Source organism: Halorubrum sp. Hd13 (assembly GCF_002252755.1).
GTDB lineage: Archaea > Halobacteriota > Halobacteria > Halobacteriales > Haloferacaceae > Halorubrum.
The window spans coordinates 30,220-48,041 of the sequence record NZ_NHOY01000126.1 but is presented as its reverse complement, the minus strand read 5'-3'; the positions used below and the strand labels follow the sequence as shown (position 1 = coordinate 48,041).

Genomic DNA, 17,822 nt, shown 5'->3' with positions numbered 1-17,822 from the left:
CGACGACACCACCGACGACGGGTCGGACGACGGCGACGACGGCGTCCTCCCGCTGTAGGACCGCCGCCGGTATCTCTGACTGATAGTCGGGACCGACCGACGTGACGCCCGCTCGTACGCGGCGTCGAGCCATACGACGCGACCGCGGTCGACGCGATCGACCCCCTCCGAATGAAACGCTGTTTTCATCGATCGGCGAGCAGGCTCGTCTGCCGCAAACGGGCCGCCAGATATACAACACTACTTTATTTGCGGCCGCCGAACAGCCGATAATGGCCGACGCCGATGGCGGAGGATCGCCGGACGTCCTCGAGAACAAGCGGAGCGCGACGCGGTATCAGGTGCTCGTGGAGATCGCGGCCCGCCAGCCCGCCGTGAGTCAGGGCGAGATAGCCGAGACGATCGGGGTGACCTCGCAGGCGGTCAGCGATTACGTTCGCGACCTCGTCGAGGCCGGATACGTCGAGAAGGGGGGTCGCGGCCGGTACGAGGTGACCAAGGAGGGCGTCGACTGGCTCATCTCCCGGACCGACGACCTGGAGACGTACCTCGAGCGAGTGAACTCCGACGTCCTCGGGAGCGTCGAGGTCGACGCCGCCATCGCGCTCGGGAACGTGGCGGAGGGGAGCGAGGTCGGACTGGTGATGCGGGACGGCGTCCTCCACGCCGACCCCTCGGGCGGGACCGCGACCGCGGTCACTGTCACGAGCGGTAAAAAGGGCGAGGCCGTCGGCGTCGCCGACTTCGAGGGCGTCGTCGACTACGACACCGGGACCGTCTCCGTGCTTCCCGTGCCCACCGTCACCGACGAGGCCCCGCCCGATCCGGACGTGATATCGGATCACGTCCCGGAAGGCGGGCTTCTCGCGGTCGCCGGGACGGAGGCGTACGCGCTCGTTTCCCGGAGCGACGCGACCCCGGACGTCCGGTTCGGAACCGCCGATGGCGTCGCCGAGGCCGGCATGCTCGGCCTCGACGTCCTGTTGGTGGCGGTTACAGACGAGATCCCGCGTCACACGTCCAAACTCCGCGACAGGAACATCCCGCACCGGGTACTCGATTCGGACGACCGCTGATCGGGCGTTCGGCCCGCGGTCGCCGCCGAACAAGACGGCGACGGTGCGGTCTCGATACGCCCTCTCAATCCGCCGCATCGGTGACGCCCCGACTCTCGCCTTCCAGCCTCGTCGGTAGCTTACCGTCGTACCCCTCCGGCACGTACGGACAGAGCGGGTCGCTTCCGGTCGGGTCCCCGGTCGCCGCGAACGCCCGGGAGCGGCTCCCGCCGCAGACCCGTCGGAACTCGCAGGCGCCGCACTTGCCCGCGAACTGATCCGGTTCCCGGAGCGACTCGAACAGGCCCGAGTTCCGATAGATGTCCACCACGGACCGGTCCCGGACGTTGCCCGCGGACTTCGGGAGGAACCCCGACGGGTACGTCTCTCCGGTATGGCTGACGAAGGCGAACCCCCGGCCGGCCGTGATGCCGCCGCGTCGACGGACCCCGGCGTCGTCGCCGTCGCGCTGAAGACCGACCCGGCGGTAAAACGGCGCCTCCGTGGTCTTGACGCCGAACCGTTCCGCCTCGGCGACGTCGTGGAGCCACTCCATGACGGCCTCCGCGCGCTCCGGGGAGATCGGGTCGAGGATCCGCCCGCGGCCCACGGGCACGAGGAAGAAGACGCTCCAGAGCACCGCGCCGAGGTCACGGACCCGATCGCGAATCGCCGGGAGCTCCTCGACGGTCTCGGCGCAGACGGTGGTGTTGATCTGCAGCGGGAGCCCGTCCTCCCGGGCCGCTCGGACCGCAGTCACCGTATCGCCGAAGCTCCGCTCGCCGCGGAACCGGTCGTGGCTTTCTCGGGTCGCGCCGTCGAGGCTGACCGCCATCCGCTGAACGCCGGCCTCCGCGAGCGCCTCGACGCGGTCGGGGGTCAGCGACGCCGTCCCGCTCGGCGTAAGCGTCATGCGGTGGCCGAGGTCGTCGCCGTGCGAGATCAATTCCGTGAGGTCCTCCCGGGCGAGCGGGTCGCCCCCCGACAGGACGACCAGTTGGCCGTCGCCGAACTCGGCGGCGTCGTCGAGGAGCCGCTTCCCCTCGGCGGTCGTCAGCTCGTCGGGGTGACGCTCCGGCTTCGCGTCCGCCCGACAGTGACGACAGGCGAGGCCGCACGCCTGCGTCACCTCCCAGATCAGGACGAAGGGACGCCGGTCAACGTCGAAGTCGTCGAACATGTGCTCGTCCCGCGCTACGACCTTTGCCCCCTTGGGGAATACCCCGAACGTGTTCAGGTAACGTCCCGCTTCCCCGACCGCGGCTCAGCCCTCGCTCCGCCTGCGATCGGTCATCGAGAAACGCGTACCGACGATGTGCGATCGGCGTTCCGGGGAGCGCCGCTCTTCTCGTTCTCTCTGAGGGATTCGGGGGGACAGCGTGAATTCAGACGTGGGCGAAAATTCGTATAGCGGCATATAATTTATGCGTCCGACTCGCGACGCGATCCACGTTGCTTTCAAGCCAACAAAATACGATTCGGTCCCCGAAACTATCCCATCAGTCGGTAGACGTTCGCCTCGTACGTCTCCCGGACCTGATCGCCCCAGTTGTGCGTGTAAGTGTCGATCACGTCGTCGGCGACGTCGCCCCGCAGGTATTTGACCACGCCGCGGTCACCGGTCCTGTCGCGCAGGTGCGTCGTGAAGAAGTGCCGGAAGTAGTGGGGCGTGACGTTCTCGGCGGCGCCGCCGCCCGTCCGGTACCAGCCCGCATCGCGGGCGTACCGCTCGACGACGTGTCGCACCGCCTGCGGATCGAGCCGCTCGCCCCATCCCTCCGCCGTACCGACGAACAGGGGCTCCGCCGGCGAGGGGCTGTCGGGGCGGATCGCCAGCCAGCGCTTCAGGGTTCGGGCGAGTTCCTCGTCGACGGGGATCACCGTCCCGCGCTTCCGCTTGTTAGACGCCGTCCGCACCTCGCCGTTCAGCTCTTCGCCGACGGTCGCGTCCGGCGTCACGTACAGCGAATTCGGGCGGTCCGCGAGGACGTGACGCGTTCCGAGGTCGTACTCGCCTCGGATCTCGGCGTCGTCGACGGCGAGATCGCGGAGATCGAGGTTACAGCACTCTCCGACCCGCATCCCGGTCTTGAGAAGCGTCACGACGAGGGCCCGATGGAGCGGATGGCGGATCTCGGCGACGAACTCCCGCATCACCGGCACGGGAATGTCTCGGCGAGCGGGGTCCTTATCGACCGTCTCGTCCATTTCCTCCATCACGAGCGTCATCGGGTTCCCCTCGAAGACGCCGACCTCGGTCATGTATCCGTAAAACCGGTGCAGGTAGGCGGCGTACGTCGCCACCGTGCTGTCCGCCACGTCGCCGCGCAGCGAATGGACGAACGACATGCAGTCGCGGTGCGTCGCCGCCGCGGGCGTCGTCTCCGGGCCGAGGAACGACTCGAATCGACGGAGGACGCGCTCGTAAGACTCGCGGGTGCGCTCCGTCTTCCCGTGATACGTGAGGTCCTCGATGAAGTACCCTACCGGGTCCGAGACCTCGTCCGGCGCGCGGGCACTACTCATCGGTGAGAGTGTACCCGCCCTTCCGGCCGTTGTACCGAACGCGGTTGCGATCCTGTAACTCGTCGAGCGCGCCCTGCAACCGGTCCTCGAAATCGCCGACCACCGCCTCGGTGAGTTCCTCCCACGAGAGCGGCCCGTCGGCGAGGGCCGCTTCCACCCGTGTTTCGAGGCCGTCACCCTCGGGGTCAGACCCGGAAGGATCGGGTTCGGCCGGCTTCCCGGAACCGTCCGTCGAGAACCCGCGGCGTCCGGCCTGTACCATCGTCCTGACGAACTCGCTCTGTGACATCCCGAGCTCGTCCGCGTGGTCTCGCCACCGATCCTTTTGCTCGGCGGGAACGTACGTCTTCACCGAGCGGCGATCGTCGCTCATCGTTCGGATTCGGCTTCTCCGGCCGCCGACTTCAATCTATCCCACAATTCCGGATAAGGTCACTTATACTGAGTTATAGGTCTCTCGATGCGGCGCCAAGATGTGTGTATCTTGGTTTCTAGGACTTACTGATCGTCTATTAGTCCTAGAATATGGGATATATTATAGGGGCCGTTCTCAAAACCGCCGGATACTGCGGAACATAATTCGAGTAGAACCTCTCGCTCAGGAGGCCGCGCTCTCGCTTTTCGGTTTGGCCTACGCGTCGAGACGCGTCCCTTCGAGTTTTCATTCCCACTGCGACCACCGCGCCGCTGAGAAGCGCACAGCGCCGCGTCGACCGGCCCTGGTCGGCTCCCGGAGCGAGTGCCCGTCCCTCACACTGAGGGGTCCTCTCGTCGTCTCACCCGGCATGAGAGTTGGCGCCTCCTCACTGAAGAAGCAGAGGGCCCCGTCTCACGGGTCGTCCGCAACAGATGTATCGTATATCGCTATAGAAACAGTGGAGATCAGATTCGGATCTCGGAGGCGGCGTCCTCGACGTCGAGGGCAGCTATCGCGCGCTCGACCCGCGGGTCGCTTTCGACCGCGTTCCGCATCAGGACGGTCTCGCTCGGGAAGAGGTGTTCCCCGACGACGAGGCCGTGATCGCGGGCGGTCGACCCGGTGACGGTGAGATAGACGCCGACGCCAGCCCGGGCGATGCCCGCCTCTTCCTCCTCGTCGGGGTCCGGGTAGACGAACTCGACGCCGTCGAGCGCGTCCGTCCCCAACACAGCGGTAACGAGCCGCTCGTACCGAGGCGAGATACAGAGCGGCCCCTCGTAGCCGGCGAGGAACGCGCGGTCGAGGTCGGTCCCCGGCTGGATCCGCTCCGGTCGGGCCATCAGGGTGTGGTACACGGTGTCACCGAGCCCGTTGACGACGCGGACGTCGGTGTCGACCGGGTCGATCCGCTCGTTGATGTCGGCGATCTCGCCGAGCCCCTCCGGGCGGATCCCGACGACCTCCTCCAGCACGAGGTCCGCCGAATCGAATCCGAGCGCGAACTCATGGGTCCGGAGGGCGCGGAACGGCTCCTCGCGGCCGACGAGCTTCAGCCTGACATCGCCGAGGTCGACGGTCGCCGCGTCGAAGACGATGCGGCGGGGCTTCCCGTCCCGGTCGTCGCGGAGCAGCGTGAACTCCGGCTCGGACGCGGCGTGCGGGTCCGAGTACTCGGCCAGCCGCTCGTAGGGGCCGTCGTCCGCCTCGACGCGGCCTTTCGTGATCGCCTTCTCGTAGCGGAGCGTGTTGCTCACGCCGTCCGCGAGCCCTTCCAGCCGGTCCTCGCGGCCGACGGCCGCGATCCGTTCGAGGACCGCTTCGAGGGGCCGGCCCTTCCGCGGGACGGCGACCGGTACCGGTTCGCTCATTACCCGAGTTGCGTCACCGCGGCTAAAACGGGTTGCGCTTTCGGTCGGGGGAGAACGGCGATCCGACGGGAACAGCGGTCGGGATCGGAACGAACGAACAGAGCGAATTCGGTCGAGAGGGCGCCGTTACGGTCCGAACGCCTCGTTGAGCCGCTTGCGGAACGCCTCGAGCTCCTCCAGGTGGTCGTTGATGGATTCGAGCTCCGTCTCGACGTCGTCGATGTCCTCGCCGAGCCGGTCTTCGATCTCCGTCAGCCGGGTGTCGACCTCCGCGAGGTCGTCCCACAGGTCGTCGAACTCCTCGTCGAAGCGGCCCAGCCGGGACTCCACGTCTTCGACGCGGTCCGCCGTCGCCTCTGCCGCGGCGGCGGCGTCGTCGACCTCTTCGTACAGCGTCTCCACGTCGTCGCCGACGTCGTCGAGCGCCTCGTCGAGCGCGTCCGTCTCCGCGTCGATCCGCGAGACGTCGTCGGTGACCTCCTCGACCGTCGCCTCCACGTCGCCGACGCTGGCTTCGACGTCCTCGACGGTCGATTCGACCCCGTCGACGCGTTCGGTCACGCCGTCGACGCGTTCGGAAACGCCGTCCACGCGCTCGGTCACGCCGTCGACCTCCGTCGAGACGGTCTCGACGGAGTCGTCCACCCGACCGACCGTCTCGCGCAGGTCATCGCGGTCCGCGTCGGCCGCGTCGACCCTGTCGTCGAGCGCCGCCATCTCCGACTCGACGGTCTCCACCTTTCGGTCGAGCTCGTCGAGGATCTCACGGGCCGTCCCCTCGCCGTCGATGAACTCCGCGAGCGCGTCCGCGTACGCCTCGATGTCGGCGACGCTCGACTGGAGCCGCGAGATGCGGACGTCGACGCTCCGCGGGACGCCGACGTCGAGCTCCTCGCCGATGGTCTCGAGGTCCTCGTCAGCGACGTCGCCGGCGCGGATCTCGGCCGCCAGCGCGGCCGCGAGACCGCTCTCGGGCGACGGATCGGGGGCGGACTCGTCCGATTCCGGAGACTCTTCGGTCGCGTCGTCGGCGTCTGTCGAGTCTGTCGCTGCGGCCGCTTCGGCCGCCTCGTCAGCGTCGCTCGCCTCGGTCGTGTCATCCGCTCTCGACTCCGCCGCCTGCTCCGTGTCGTCGACTCCGTCGTCGCCCGTCTCGTCGTGCATCGTCACCGCCGCGCTGCCGCCCGCGGTGACGGTCCGGGGTTCCGGGGCGTCCGCCTCGGCGGCGGTCTCCGCTTCCGGATCCGCCTCGGTGACGGTCTCCGCTTCCGCGTCCGCCTCCGCGTCGGAATCGGCCGCTCCCGCGCCCTCCCCCTCCGCGACCGACCCCTCCATGCCGGGCAGGGTCGCGCGGTCGCCCGAGAGGACTTCCCTGACGGCGTCGGTGTCGCCGGTGCCGAGGACGTCCTCGATCTCCTCGCCGACCGGGACGTGTTCGATCACCGGCGTGCCGAGGAAGCCGTCGAGGTCCGGATCGTCGTCGCGGATGCCGAACACGGTCTCGATCTCGTCTCCCGGGTCGAGCACGCGCTCGAACTCGACGCGGTGGTCCTTGTACGCCGTCCAGTTCTCGCTTTCGTACTCCGGGTGAAACCCGATGCGGTCCATCGGGAACGACTCCGGGATCCGGTCGACGATGCGCACGCGCACGGGCTCTTCGCGGGTCGAAGAGAGCTCGTACATCACCGCGGGTACGGGGAACGCGTCGTCGGTGAAGGATTTCTCGACGCGAATACCGTCCTCGTCGACGGTCGTCGTCGCTTCTGCCGTCCGTTCGCTCATAATCAGTCCCTCCCGGAGCAGGGGCTTAAATTCCACGGGCCGGGTTTCGGGGTTGATAACCCCGGGTGGGGGAGGCGTTTCGCCCGTCTCGGCCGGTCCGCCTACAGGCCGATCCGGTCGCCGATCTCGACTATCTCCAGCCGGTTCGGGTGTTCGAAGCTCCGCACGTGGTCGTGGAGCGCGGTCGGGTCCGCGGTCAGCCCCTTCCACATGTCCCAGTGCGTCGGGACGAGCCGGTCCAGTTCGAGGTCGCTCGCTGCCTTCGCGATCTCGTTCTCGTCGCTGTACCACTTCGTACGGACGGGCTCGCCGGTCTCCTTGTCGGCGATGTTACCGACGGAACCGAACGCGAGGATCCCGAGGTCGATGTCGAACTCGTCGGCGAGGGCAGGAAACGACGCCGAGGGCTTGCTGTCCCCGGCGTGGAAGACGGTGCCGGCGTCGTGCTCGATCACGTAGCCGACGGGGTGCGTGGCGTCCGAGTCGTGCGTTGCCACGACGTGGACCGTGAACTCGCCGATCCGCAGTTCGTCGCCCTCGGTCACTTCCAGGAACGCCTCCCCGTCGACGTCCCAGTGTGCGGTCCACTCTTGGTCCTCTCGCGCGACCGCGAGCGAGTCGCCGGGGGCGACGAAGTCCGCGTCCGTGTTCGCGAGGATCGGCGCCTGCGAGGGGCCGTGGACGTGGTCGGTGTGTTCGTGGGTCGCGAGCACCGCGTCCGCCACGTCGACGTCGGCGGGGTCGAAGGGCACCGGGATCATCCGGACCGTGCGCGGCGGGTCGCCCGTCCCGACGTAGGGGTCGATCCAGAGGACGGTGCCCTCGCTGCCCTTGATCGCGAAGCCGTTACAGCCCAAGTACCACAGCGCAACCGTGTCGGGGTCGGCGTCCGCGACCGCGCGCGGCAGCCAGTCGCCCCAGTCGGAGTCGGCCATGTCCCACGCTGTGCGGGCGCGCGGGGTAATGATTCCGGAGTGCGCCAAAATTCCGACTCGCACACGGGGTCAGAAACGTGTCCGAGACCAGTCCCATAAACCGCATATCGCTATATAAAATAGTGCCCGAATCCGAAGCGGACTGGGACGCGAACGCACGGAACGAGAATCGACGAAAAACGGTGGTGTGAGCGCGTCTCTCAGCCGCCGAACTCCCACTCGGCGTCGAGCTCGCGGTGCGAGAACGGGAGCGCGTCTTCGCCGCTGTAGCTCGCGACGAGGTGCCCGTCGCCCTCCAGGTAGTACTTGTAGGTGGTGAGCCCCTCCAGCCCGACCGGGCCGCGCGCGTGGACCTTGCCGGTCGAGATGCCGACCTCGGCGCCGAGCCCGTAGCGGTAGCCGTCGGCGAAGCGCGTCGAGGCGTTGTGGAAGACGCTCGCGGCGTCGATGCCGGTCATGAACGCGTCGGCTGCCGACCGGTCCTCGGTGACGATGGACTCCGTGTGTTTCGAGCCGTGCGCGTTGACGTGGTCGACCGCCCCGAACACGTCGCCGACGAGCTTGATCGAGAGTTCGAGGTCGCCGTACTCCGCGTCCCAGTCGTCGTCGGTCGCCGCGCCGACGTCGACGATCTCGCGGGTGGCGGCGTCACCGCGGAGCTCGACGTTCGCGGCCTCGTAGCGGTCGACCAGTTCCGGGAGTAGGTCGGGCGCGACCGCCTCGTTCACGAGCAGCGTCTCGACCGCGTTACACACCGCCGGGTACTGGACCTTCGCGTCGAACGCGACGTCGGCGGCCATCTCCAGGTCGGCGTCGTCGTCGACGTAGACGTGACAGACGCCCTCCGTGTGGCCGAGCACGGGGATCTGGGTGTTGTCTTGGATGTACGAGACGAACTCCGAGGACCCCCGCGGCATCACCAAGTCGACCGCGTCGTCGCGTTCGAGGAGGCGGTCGACCTCCTCGTGGGCCTCGACGAGCCCCGCCCACCCGTCGGGGAGGTCGGCGGTCGCCTCGCGGATCACCCGGTGGAGGACGCGGTTCGACTCGCTCGCCTCGCTGCCGCCCTTGAGGATGACGGCGTTGCCGGACTTCAGCGCGAGGGCCGCGATCTGGACGAGCGCGTCCGGCCGCGACTCGAAGACGGTCGCGACCACGCCGATCGGCACGGACACCCTGTACAGCTCCAGCCCCTCGTCGAGCTCGCGGGCCGCGAGCGTCCGACCGAGGGGGTCGGTCTGCTCGGCGACGGACTCGACCATCCCGGCGATGTCGTCGAGCTTCGCGGCGTCGAGCTTCAGGCGGTCGACGAGCGCCTGCGTGTACTCGCCGCGCTCCAACATCGCCTCGGCCGCCTCGACGTCCCGCGCGTTCGCGTCGAGGATCTCGGCCTCGTTCGCGCGGAGCGCGTCGGCGATCGCCCGGAGCGCGTCGTCCCGGGTCGCCTCGTCGGCGTTGGCGAGCCGCAGGGCGGCCCGCTGGCTCCGCTCGACCAACTCGTCCGTGTCGCGCTCGATTTCCGTTGTCTCACTCATTCGTCTCACCCGCTGTCGGGACGAATAGCGTGCCCGTCGGTTTACCGGCTGCGATCCGCTCTAAGACGTCCCGGGTCGCCGAGCCGGCGATCACTCCGGGGGTGCCGCTCTCCGCCACGTCGCGGGCGCCCTCGACTTTCGTCTGTATCCCGCCGAAGTCGGTGGCCGTGCTGTCGCCGACCAGCTCCCGGACCGCGTCGTAGTTCGCTCCGACCGCCTCGATGACGGTCGCGTCCGGATCGCGCTTCGGGTTCCCGGTGTACACCCCCTCGACGTCGGTGAGCGTGACCAGCAGGTCGACGTCGAGCGCGATCGCGGCCGACGCCGACAGCATGTCGTTGTCACCGATCCGCAGCTCGTCGGTCGCGACCGCGTCGTTCTCGTTGATGACGGGGACGACGCCCCACTCGAGCAGGGTCTCGACGGTGTTGGTGAAGTTGTCGAACCGCTCGGGCGCGTCGAGGTCGGCCCCGGTCACGAGGATCTGCGCGACCGGCTGGTCGTAGCGGTCGAAGCTCTGCGTGTAGTGGCGCATCAGGAGGCTCTGACCGACCGTCGACAGCGCCTGGCGCTCGTCGATCACGTCGCTTCCCCGGTCGATGTCGACGTCGACCGCGGCGGTCCCGCCGCCGTTACCGAGCCGACCGATGCCGGCGCCGACGGCGCCCGAGGAGACGAGGACGACCTCCTTTCCGCGCCGGCGGAGATCCATCACGTCGGCGACGAGCTTGTCGAGCTTCACGCGGTCGAGCCGCGAGTCATCGTCGGTGAGGGAGTTGGTCCCCGCCTTCACGACCACGCGGTCGGCCTCGGCGGCCGCGGTCCGCGCGCGGTCGACGGCGTCCGGGTCCACCGCCCCGACCGCGACGCCGTCACTCGTCATCGAACGCCTCGGCCAGTTCCCGCGAGCGCTCCTCGGCCGCCGCGACGGCGTCGACCACCGCCTCGTTGGCGTCGCTGTCCCAGAGGACCTCCATCCCCTCGATCGTCGTCCCGTTCGGCGAGCAGACGGCGTCGATCAGCTCGTCGACGCTCCGGTCGTCCCGGAGGACGGTCTCGGCGGCGCCCTTGAACGTCTGCGCGGCGAGCGTCTCCGCCTGCTCGGGCTCGAGGCCGCCGTCGATCCCGGCCCGCTTCACCGCGTCGATGAGGTAGAAAGCGAAGGCGGGACCGCTCCCGTTGACCGCGGTCGAGACGTCCATCAGCGACTCGTCGACCTCGACGAACTCCCCGGCGTCGTCGAGCATCGCGCGGACCTCGTCGGTGAGGCCCTCGTTCGTCGCCGCCGCGGCCATGTCGCCGGTCTCCGCCGCGAGGTTGGGCATGATCCGGACCACGCTCGCCGCGGTCCGCTCCGCGACGAACTCGCGGGGGAGCCCCGCGGCCAGCGTCACGAGCTGCTGGTCGGCGCCCAAGTCGAGGTCCGCGAGGACGTGCTCGGCGACGTCCGGTTTCACGGCGAGGACCACGACGTCGGCCTCTTTCGCCGCCGCCACGTCGTCGGTCGTCTCGTCCGCGGCGTCCGCGACGGCCGCGAGCGCGTCCGGGTCGAGGTCGATCGCCGTCAGGTGATACGAGTCGGTTCTCGCGAGGCCGCGCAACAGGGCACCCCCCATGTTCCCGCAGCCGATGACGCTCACGCGTGTCATGTTACCTGCACGGAGAACGCTCAGGGTCAAACCAACTGCGGTTTGGACAACACTGCCGGCGAGTGACCGAAACCCCCGAGGGCGGGCGATCGGCCCTCAGATCAGCCCGTCGTAGAGCGACCGGTACCGCTCCGCGATGGCGTCGAGCGAGAACGCCTCGCTGCGGGCGGCCGCGCTCGCCCCGAGTCGCTCGCGGAGCGCGGGGTCCGAGAGCCGACGTATCGCGTCCGCGAACGCCTCGGTCTCGGAGTCGGCGTCGACGGGGTCCACCTTGAGGCAGTCCTCGCCGTCGTCGAGCCACGAGAACGTCTCGATGTCACGGACGACGACGGCCTTGCCGGCGGTCATCGCCTCCAGCAGCGCGATCCCCTCGTTCTCCTCGTGGGTCGGGAACAGGAACACGTCGCCCGCGGCGAACGCGCCCCGGACGTCGTCGACGAACCCCGTGAACCTGCAGTTGTCGGGCGACTCCTCGATGAGCCGGGTCGTCTCGCGGCCCTTCAGCGACAGGTCGAGCGGCCCGAACCACGCGAAGTCGACGTCGGGGAGCGCGCGGGCGACATCGACGAACGTCTCTAACCCCTTCCGCTTGATCACGTGGCCGACGAGGAAGACGGTCGGCGGCTCTAGGTCGTACCGCTCGCGGTACTCCGCTTCGAGCGACTCGAAGCCCGCCAGCTTCTCGCGGTCGACGCCGTTCGAGATAACGGTCGTCGGGGCGTCCGCGTACCCCTCGATCACGCCGCGGTTGTACTCCGAGGGGCAGACGAGCGCGTCGGCGAGCCCGTACGCCCGGCGCAGGTAGGGCCGGAGCGGCTTCGCGAGCGCGTTCGTGAACCGGAAGCTGTCGCCGAAGTCCTCCGCGGTGACGTGAGTGTGCGCCACGACCGGAACGCCGCGGTCGCTCGCGCGCTTCGCGTACCACGCCGAGCGCGGTCCCATCAGGTTGCAGTGGAGCACGTCGGCGTCGAGGGTCGGGGCCGTGGTGTACTCGATGCCGACCCGGTCGAGCATCTTCCGCTGGTGGACGACCGACTCGCGGATCCCGCCCGTGACGTGGTCTTCGAACTCGAAGTAGTGGCTGACCTTCATCGGGGAATCGAGGACGGGACGGGGGTCGAGTCCGCGGCGGTCGAGTCGGCGACGGTCGCGGACGCGACCGCGAGGGGCGACGCCGGCGTCGGCTCCGTAGCGTTCAGTTCACTTCCAGCCACGGGACCTCCATCAGCGGTGGGATGTGCGTCTCGATGTGGTGTTCCCAGACGCCCTCCTCGCCGAAGGCCTCGCCGTGGTCGGCGGTGACGACGACGGTCCCGTCGAGCTCCTCGACCAGCTCCGCGACGGATTCGAGGGCGATCCGGAGGTTCTCCTCGTAGAGGCGGAGCGCGGTGACGCGCGTGCCGTCCGTGACGAGGTCGGCCGGGTCGAGCTCCAGCCACAGCCCCGCCTTCTGCGCGAACTCGCTGTCGTCGAGCCGGCTCTCGATCTTGGGCCGGACCGTGTCGCTGAGCGAGGAGAGGAGTCCGCCGCCGTCGTCGTCGTCGCCGGCCGCCTCCTCCGCTTCCTGCTCTCTGATACCCTTTTGTATCTGCTTGAGCTTCTGGCCCTTCCCGCGGGAAAGGTAGGGGGCGTGCGGCTGCATGTAGTGGAGCACCGTGCGGTCGGCCCGCTCGACCGCCTCGGCGTTGTTCCGGAACGCCTCCGCGATCCCCTCAGGGGGGACCGTGCCGAGGTCGTCGTCCCACCCGGTCTTCCAGACGTCGTGGATGTCGCTGATGTGCTCGGAGGCGGTCCACTCGTAGTCGCAGCTCGCGCCCCACTTCAGCTCGTTCAGCGGGATTCCCAGGTCGTTGATGAAGGGATTGCCGGAGAAGTAGGCGATGTCGTGGTCGCCGGTGAACGTCCGGTAAGCCCACTCCGGCGTCGACGAGCCGACGCTCCAGCGCTTCTCGAGGTCGCCGTCGAGGTACTCGTCGTACACGTCCTCGAACACGTCGTAGCGGCACGCGTCGAGGACCAGACAGTAGTCCCACTCTGACTCGAGGAACCGCTGGTCTTCCATAGGTTGCGCGACGCTTCTCCACCGACGGTTGTATTCTTGTTGGTGCTCGGTCGGCCGCCGTCCCGGAATCGCCGGACGGTCGCGATCAGACGTTTCAAGTTCGCCACCGACGCACCGCACCGTATGGACGGAAACCGCCGGCGCGGACTGGTCATCGGCGGGACCGCGGCGGTCGCGATTCTCGCGGTGCTGTTCGCGGTCGTCGGCGCCGGCCGCGTGGTCGACGCGCTGCTGGCGTCCGACCCCTGGCTGGTCGCGGCGACGTTCGGGCTCGCGCTCTGCTGGCTGATCGCGTGGAGCCTCATGCTCAGGACGGTGCTCGGCTCGCTCGACGTCGACCTCCCGGTCGCGACGTCGTTCCTCGTGTACGCGGGGGCCGTCTTCGCGAACAACGTCACGCCCTTCGGACAGGCGGGCGGCGAGCCGGTCACCGCGGCGCTCATCGCGAAGGTGTCCGGCTCGCGATACGAGACGGGGCTCGTCGGCATCGCGAGCGTCGACGTGCTCAACGTCGTTCCCTCGATCTCCTTAGTCTTCCTCGGGGTCGGCGCCTACGCCGCCACCGCCGCCATCGGCGAGCGCCTGGAGGTCGCCGTCGCCGTCGCCGTCGCGCTGATCGCGTCGATCGCGACCGCGATCGCGCTCGGCTGGCGCTACCGTCGGGAGCTCGTCGACCGCCTCCCGGCCGCCGTCGGCGGGCTCCTCGGTCAGCTGCAGCGGTTCGACGCCGCCGCGGTCGAGACGGCGCTCGCGACGCGCCTGCGCAACTTCTTCGAGGACATCGAGCGCGTCGGCACGAGACCCCGGCGCCTCGCGGCCGCGGTCGGGCTCTCCCTCGCGGGGTGGACGCTCCAGGCGACCGCGCTCGCGGTCGCGTTCGCCGCCGTCGGCAGTCCCATCGCACCGGAGGTCGCCCTGTTCGCGGTCCCGCTGGCGTACGTCGCGGGCGCCACGCCGCTGCCCGGCGGACTGGGCGGGATCGAGGCGGCGTTCGTCGCGCTGCTCGTCCCGACCACGGGCGTCGCCGCGGCGACCGTCACCGCCGCCGTGCTCGTGTTCCGCGGCGCCGTCTACTGGCTCCCGACGCTGATCGGCGGGATCTCCGTCTCGGCGCTCGGGATCGACGCGATGCGGTGAGCGAGGCGCGCGACGACCCGGACCAGCGTCCCGTCGGTGGGAGAGGAGAGGGGGTCCCTGCGCTCGCCCTCAGCGACCGTCGGCCTCCACGACGCCGGTCAGCTCGTCGGCTTGGAGCCGCACGAGCGCGAACACCGCGTCCGCCGGCGCGTCGAACACGTGATAAAACGGGATCTCCATCTCGCGCTCGGCCTGACTGACCGAGCGGTCGCTCGGGCGGTGAGTGTCTAAGTCGTCGACGGTGCTGCGGTGTTCCGGCTCGCCGCGCGCGAGGACGCTTTTCCAGCCCGCCTCGGTCTCGGCGGCGACGACGAACGTCGCGCGCTCCGTCGCGTCGATGAACTCCCGCTTGCGGCTTCCCGGGGCGTATCCGAGCCTGAAGTAGACGTCTCGGTCGTCCGGGTCGAAGGTGAACGACACCGGGATAGCGTAGGACTCGTTCCCCTTCGCCAACGAGAGGGTCCCCACCGATTGCGTTTCGAGAAACGACTCGATCGCCGCGTCGTCGAGCGCCTCGCCCGTCAGTCGTGTCATGCGCGCACATGTGTCAGAGACAACCTAAATCCATCGCGGCCGTCGTCGGGTCTCTCCGGACCTGTGGCCTCGGTTCCGTCCACGGCGGCGACGCGTACCGTATTCCGAACGATCGCCCGCGGTCTAGCTCGTTCAGAAGAACAGCCACAGCACGAGCAGCGCGTACAGCGCCAGCAGCGCGATCACCGTCAGCCGGATGAGGATGTTGACGCTGAACACGAGCCCGTTGTAGTCGTTCTTGAGGAGCTTGAGGGGGTCCGTCTTCCGGCTTTCCAGCCCGACCGTCGCCGGCGAGACGTCGTCGAGTGCGCGCTCGATCGCCGCTTCGAGGGCGTCGACGTTGGACTGTTTCATGTTCGCGAGCTCGTAGATCGAGGCGTGGGTGTCCGTCGAGAACACGAGGACCTCGTCGAACGCCTCCCCGTAGCGGTCCTCCATCTCGCGGATGTCCGGCGTGACGCCGTTCGTGTCGATCCCGATCGTCAGCACGTCCTGGCCGTCGACGGTCTCGACCACCGCGATCATGTCCTGATCGGTGCGCTCGACCGCGAACCCGGCGGCGTAGCCGTGGAGCGACTCCTCGGCGAGCCGTTCGCGGAAGTCGTCGAAGCGGTCTTTCAGTCGGTCGGCCTCGCTGGAGCCGTACTGCACCTCCTTCGTCGGTCCGTCCTGGATGTCGTGCTTGTGGAGGTCGACCAAGAGCACCTCGGACTCGTCGACGTCCCGCATGAACACCCCGGTGTCGTAGTCGTCGATCCCCTCGCTGTGGAGGTAGACGACCTGCTTGTCGCCGATCCGTCGCCCGTAGAACTCGATCTCGCCGTAGTCCTCGTGGACGAGCCTGGAGGCGCGACCGACGCCGTCGGGATCGGCGACGGCGTCGAGGATCTTCCGGGCGTCGGTCGGGTTCGAGAGGTCCTCCTTGTGCGTGCACGGGACGTGGAGGAAGAAGCCGTGGCTCTCGCCCTCGTTCAGCGCCTCGATGACGTTCCCGCTGAGCTGACCGCCGCCGAACCCGCCCAGCGGCCCGGGGTGGACCCACGGGGCGGCGAGCGTCAGCCGTCGCCCGTTGTCGATCGCGAGGGTCTCCACGACGGGCTCGGCCTCGACGCCGAGGTCCAACGACTCCCGGTCGTTGCGGAGGATCCCGGACGTGAGCGCGAACGCGGAGACGTCCGTGTTGCTCCGGATGAGGTAGTCGACGAGGGCGAGCACCGACACGAGGAACGCGGCCGCGATCAAAAGCGACGCGAACGCGAACACGTGACGGTACGTCGAGAACCCGAGGTCGCCGCCCGCGAACGCGTAGAAGGCCGCGATCAGCGCCGCCGGCTCCGCGAGCGACACGAGGAGGATCCGCTTGTAGCGGTCGATCCCCGTCGAGACGACGAGCGCGAGGATGTTGATCAGGTAGATCGTGATGAAGAGGAGCCAGACGATACTCCAGACGTTCCCGACGTCGTTGGCGCCGGAGAGCACCAGCGAGTAGACGAACAGGACGAACTGGTTGACGGCGGCGAGAAAGAAGCTCCACGACCGGGGGTAGCTAGGCAGCAGCCGGTGGAACAGCTCCCCGGCGAACAGGAAGGGGAGCAGGAAGAGGAGGACCGCGACCGGCAGGACGCTGGACGGCGCCGGGGAGAGCGGCGTGAACGTCGAGAACGCGACGAAGGCGAGGAGGCTGTACACGCCGCTGAGCCCGACGAGCGCCGGTATCTGCACCTTCAGCGGCGGGACGCTGAACACCAGGCGCTGGAAGACGTCGACGTTGTCCGCCCCCATCTACGAGGACACCCCGTAGATGGACTCGAGCTCGTCTATCGTGCGCGTCACGGAGAACCCCTCGACCGCCTCCCGAGTCCGCCGATCGCCGTCGAGACAGTCCCTGACCGCGCGCTCCATGTCGTCGCGGTCGCCGTACGCGAAGCGGGCGCCGTTGGCCTCGCCGATGGTCTCGTCGAACGGGGAGACGTCGGCCGCGGCGACCGGCGTCCCGCAGGCGTTCGCCTCCAGCGTCGAGAGACCGAGGGTGTCGCAGGTCGAGGCGGTGGCGAAGACGTCGAGCGCGGAGTAGAACGCCGGCAGGTCCTCCCGCGGGAGGAAGTCGCGGAACCGGGCGTTGTCCGGGGCGTCGCGTTCGAGGGCGTCACGGACGGGCCCCTCTCCGACGAGCTCGAAGGACACGTCCGGCATCCGCTCGGCCAGCCGCAGTATCTCGTCGACGTTCTTGTTGCGGGTCATCCGGCCGCTGTAGCCGACGGTCGGCCCGTCGCGCTCGAACCGCGAGTCCTCGACGGGGCGGAACGTCTCCATCTCGATACCGACGGGGAGCTTTCGCGGGGCCACGTCCCGCCGGATCCGCGACGTCGACGCGGTGACGCAGTCGAACGAGCTGAGAAACCGGTTCTCGTAGGCGACGTACAGGCGCCCGGCGACGTCGGAGAGCGACTCCAGCTTCAGCCCCTGAACGAAGTAGTCCTCGACCGGCGTGTGGTGGGTGTACACCGACTTCACGCCGCGCTTCTTCGCGTACCGGCGTCCCATCAGTCCGGTCGACGCGGGACCGTGGCAGTGGACCACGTCGAGGTCGGGAAGCGTGGAGAGCCGGCGGTAGACGGGAACCCGGTACTGGCGGTAGAAGGGGTTCGGCAGCGACCGCACGGGGATCTCCCGCTCGTCCGGCTCGTGGCTGCTCGCCGGGTAGACGACGAACACGTCGTGGCCCCGGTCCTCCAGGCGATCCCGCCACGCGCGGATCGTGTAGGTGACGCCGTCGACGCCGGGAAAGTAGCTGTCTGTGAAGAATCCGATGTTCATAC

Annotated in this window: 16 protein-coding genes; 2 read left to right on the top strand and 14 right to left on the bottom strand. The window is 68.8% G+C overall.

Annotation, left to right across the window (positions count from 1 at the left end; genetic code table 11):
* Positions 1-272: 272 nt before the first annotated feature.
* Positions 273-1,076 carry a MarR family transcriptional regulator gene (locus DJ81_RS18375; RefSeq protein ID WP_094526766.1) on the top strand — a complete coding sequence of 268 codons (804 nt, stop codon included), beginning with the start codon at positions 273-275 and terminating at the stop codon, positions 1,074-1,076.
* A 64-nt stretch (positions 1,077-1,140) separates the two neighbouring features.
* On the opposite strand, the gene DJ81_RS18370 is transcribed toward DJ81_RS18375, so the two are convergent.
* From DJ81_RS18370 to DJ81_RS18320, 11 genes are all read right to left on the bottom strand, one after another.
* Complete coding sequence (locus DJ81_RS18370; protein WP_094591027.1) at positions 1,141-2,235, bottom strand: radical SAM protein; 1,095 nt, start codon at positions 2,233-2,235, stop codon at positions 1,141-1,143.
* Between the two features lie 311 nt (positions 2,236-2,546).
* Positions 2,547-3,581 (bottom strand): tyrosine-type recombinase/integrase, encoded by a 1,035-nt coding sequence (locus tag DJ81_RS18365; protein WP_094591024.1) that lies wholly within the window; start codon positions 3,579-3,581, stop codon positions 2,547-2,549.
* Positions 3,574-3,954 carry a DUF5805 domain-containing protein gene (locus DJ81_RS18360; RefSeq protein ID WP_094591022.1) on the bottom strand — a complete coding sequence of 127 codons (381 nt, stop codon included), beginning with the start codon at positions 3,952-3,954 and terminating at the stop codon, positions 3,574-3,576. Before DJ81_RS18360 ends, DJ81_RS18365 begins: the two co-directional genes overlap by 8 nt.
* Before the next feature lie 509 nt (positions 3,955-4,463).
* The gene (locus tag DJ81_RS18355) at positions 4,464-5,369 is read right to left on the bottom strand and encodes a hypothetical protein (RefSeq protein WP_094522345.1); all 906 of its coding nucleotides are present in this window, start codon (positions 5,367-5,369) and stop codon (positions 4,464-4,466) included.
* A 126-nt stretch (positions 5,370-5,495) separates the two neighbouring features.
* A complete protein-coding gene (locus tag DJ81_RS18350; protein WP_094591020.1) occupies positions 5,496-7,151 on the bottom strand; it encodes a hypothetical protein in 1,656 nt (551 codons plus the stop codon).
* Positions 7,152-7,252: 101 nt separating this feature from the next.
* Positions 7,253-8,086: an MBL fold metallo-hydrolase gene (locus DJ81_RS18345; protein WP_094591018.1), complete on the bottom strand. Its 834-nt coding sequence runs from the start codon at positions 8,084-8,086 to the stop codon at positions 7,253-7,255.
* A gap of 200 nt (positions 8,087-8,286) precedes the next feature.
* Positions 8,287-9,621, bottom strand: a complete 1,335-nt coding sequence (locus tag DJ81_RS18340) for a glutamate-5-semialdehyde dehydrogenase (protein ID WP_094591016.1) — start codon at positions 9,619-9,621, stop codon at positions 8,287-8,289.
* Positions 9,614-10,504 (bottom strand): glutamate 5-kinase, encoded by an 891-nt coding sequence (gene proB, locus DJ81_RS18335; RefSeq protein WP_094522341.1) that lies wholly within the window; start codon positions 10,502-10,504, stop codon positions 9,614-9,616. The genes DJ81_RS18340 and proB overlap by 8 nt, the downstream gene beginning before the upstream one ends.
* Positions 10,494-11,270 carry a pyrroline-5-carboxylate reductase gene (gene proC / locus DJ81_RS18330; protein ID WP_094591014.1) on the bottom strand — a complete coding sequence of 259 codons (777 nt, stop codon included), beginning with the start codon at positions 11,268-11,270 and terminating at the stop codon, positions 10,494-10,496. Before proC ends, proB begins: the two co-directional genes overlap by 11 nt.
* A gap of 96 nt (positions 11,271-11,366) precedes the next feature.
* Positions 11,367-12,362 carry a glycosyltransferase family 4 protein gene (locus DJ81_RS18325; protein WP_094591012.1) on the bottom strand — a complete coding sequence of 332 codons (996 nt, stop codon included), beginning with the start codon at positions 12,360-12,362 and terminating at the stop codon, positions 11,367-11,369.
* A 103-nt stretch (positions 12,363-12,465) separates the two neighbouring features.
* The gene (locus DJ81_RS18320) at positions 12,466-13,332 is read right to left on the bottom strand and encodes a hypothetical protein (protein ID WP_094522338.1); all 867 of its coding nucleotides are present in this window, start codon (positions 13,330-13,332) and stop codon (positions 12,466-12,468) included.
* Between the two features lie 123 nt (positions 13,333-13,455).
* Between DJ81_RS18320 and DJ81_RS18315 the strand changes: the two genes are divergently transcribed.
* On the top strand, positions 13,456-14,469 hold the full coding sequence (locus DJ81_RS18315) for a lysylphosphatidylglycerol synthase transmembrane domain-containing protein (protein ID WP_094591010.1): 1,014 nt from the start codon (positions 13,456-13,458) through the stop codon (positions 14,467-14,469).
* Positions 14,470-14,538: 69 nt separating this feature from the next.
* Here the strand turns inward: DJ81_RS18315 and DJ81_RS18310 are convergent, their stop codons facing one another.
* The 3 genes from DJ81_RS18310 to DJ81_RS18300 all read right to left on the bottom strand — a co-directional run bounded on the left by DJ81_RS18310 (position 14,539) and on the right by DJ81_RS18300 (position 17,820).
* Positions 14,539-15,003, bottom strand: coding sequence for a pyridoxamine 5'-phosphate oxidase family protein (locus tag DJ81_RS18310; RefSeq protein ID WP_094522336.1), 465 nt, complete (start codon positions 15,001-15,003; stop codon positions 14,539-14,541).
* Between the two features lie 132 nt (positions 15,004-15,135).
* A complete protein-coding gene (locus DJ81_RS18305; RefSeq protein ID WP_094591008.1) occupies positions 15,136-16,785 on the bottom strand; it encodes a DUF2070 family protein in 1,650 nt (549 codons plus the stop codon).
* On the bottom strand, positions 16,786-17,820 hold the full coding sequence (locus tag DJ81_RS18300) for a glycosyltransferase (RefSeq protein WP_094591006.1): 1,035 nt from the start codon (positions 17,818-17,820) through the stop codon (positions 16,786-16,788). It lies immediately after the preceding gene.
* Positions 17,821-17,822 lie beyond the last annotated feature (2 nt).

Coding starts and splice junctions, on each gene's coding strand:
- DJ81_RS18375 (WP_094526766.1), top strand. CDS start 273: ATGGCCGACGCCGATGGCGGAGGATCGCCGGACGTCCTCGAGAACAAG.
- DJ81_RS18370 (WP_094591027.1), bottom strand. CDS start 2,235: ATGTTCGACGACTTCGACGTTGACCGGCGTCCCTTCGTCCTGATCTGG.
- DJ81_RS18365 (WP_094591024.1), bottom strand. CDS start 3,581: ATGAGTAGTGCCCGCGCGCCGGACGAGGTCTCGGACCCGGTAGGGTAC.
- DJ81_RS18360 (WP_094591022.1), bottom strand. CDS start 3,954: ATGAGCGACGATCGCCGCTCGGTGAAGACGTACGTTCCCGCCGAGCAA.
- DJ81_RS18355 (WP_094522345.1), bottom strand. CDS start 5,369: ATGAGCGAACCGGTACCGGTCGCCGTCCCGCGGAAGGGCCGGCCCCTC.
- DJ81_RS18350 (WP_094591020.1), bottom strand. CDS start 7,151: ATGAGCGAACGGACGGCAGAAGCGACGACGACCGTCGACGAGGACGGT.
- DJ81_RS18345 (WP_094591018.1), bottom strand. CDS start 8,086: ATGGCCGACTCCGACTGGGGCGACTGGCTGCCGCGCGCGGTCGCGGAC.
- DJ81_RS18340 (WP_094591016.1), bottom strand. CDS start 9,621: ATGAGTGAGACAACGGAAATCGAGCGCGACACGGACGAGTTGGTCGAG.
- proB (WP_094522341.1), bottom strand. CDS start 10,504: ATGACGAGTGACGGCGTCGCGGTCGGGGCGGTGGACCCGGACGCCGTC.
- proC (WP_094591014.1), bottom strand. CDS start 11,270: ATGACACGCGTGAGCGTCATCGGCTGCGGGAACATGGGGGGTGCCCTG.
- DJ81_RS18325 (WP_094591012.1), bottom strand. CDS start 12,362: ATGAAGGTCAGCCACTACTTCGAGTTCGAAGACCACGTCACGGGCGGG.
- DJ81_RS18320 (WP_094522338.1), bottom strand. CDS start 13,332: ATGGAAGACCAGCGGTTCCTCGAGTCAGAGTGGGACTACTGTCTGGTC.
- DJ81_RS18315 (WP_094591010.1), top strand. CDS start 13,456: ATGGACGGAAACCGCCGGCGCGGACTGGTCATCGGCGGGACCGCGGCG.
- DJ81_RS18310 (WP_094522336.1), bottom strand. CDS start 15,003: ATGACACGACTGACGGGCGAGGCGCTCGACGACGCGGCGATCGAGTCG.
- DJ81_RS18305 (WP_094591008.1), bottom strand. CDS start 16,785: ATGGGGGCGGACAACGTCGACGTCTTCCAGCGCCTGGTGTTCAGCGTC.
- DJ81_RS18300 (WP_094591006.1), bottom strand. CDS start 17,820: ATGAACATCGGATTCTTCACAGACAGCTACTTTCCCGGCGTCGACGGC.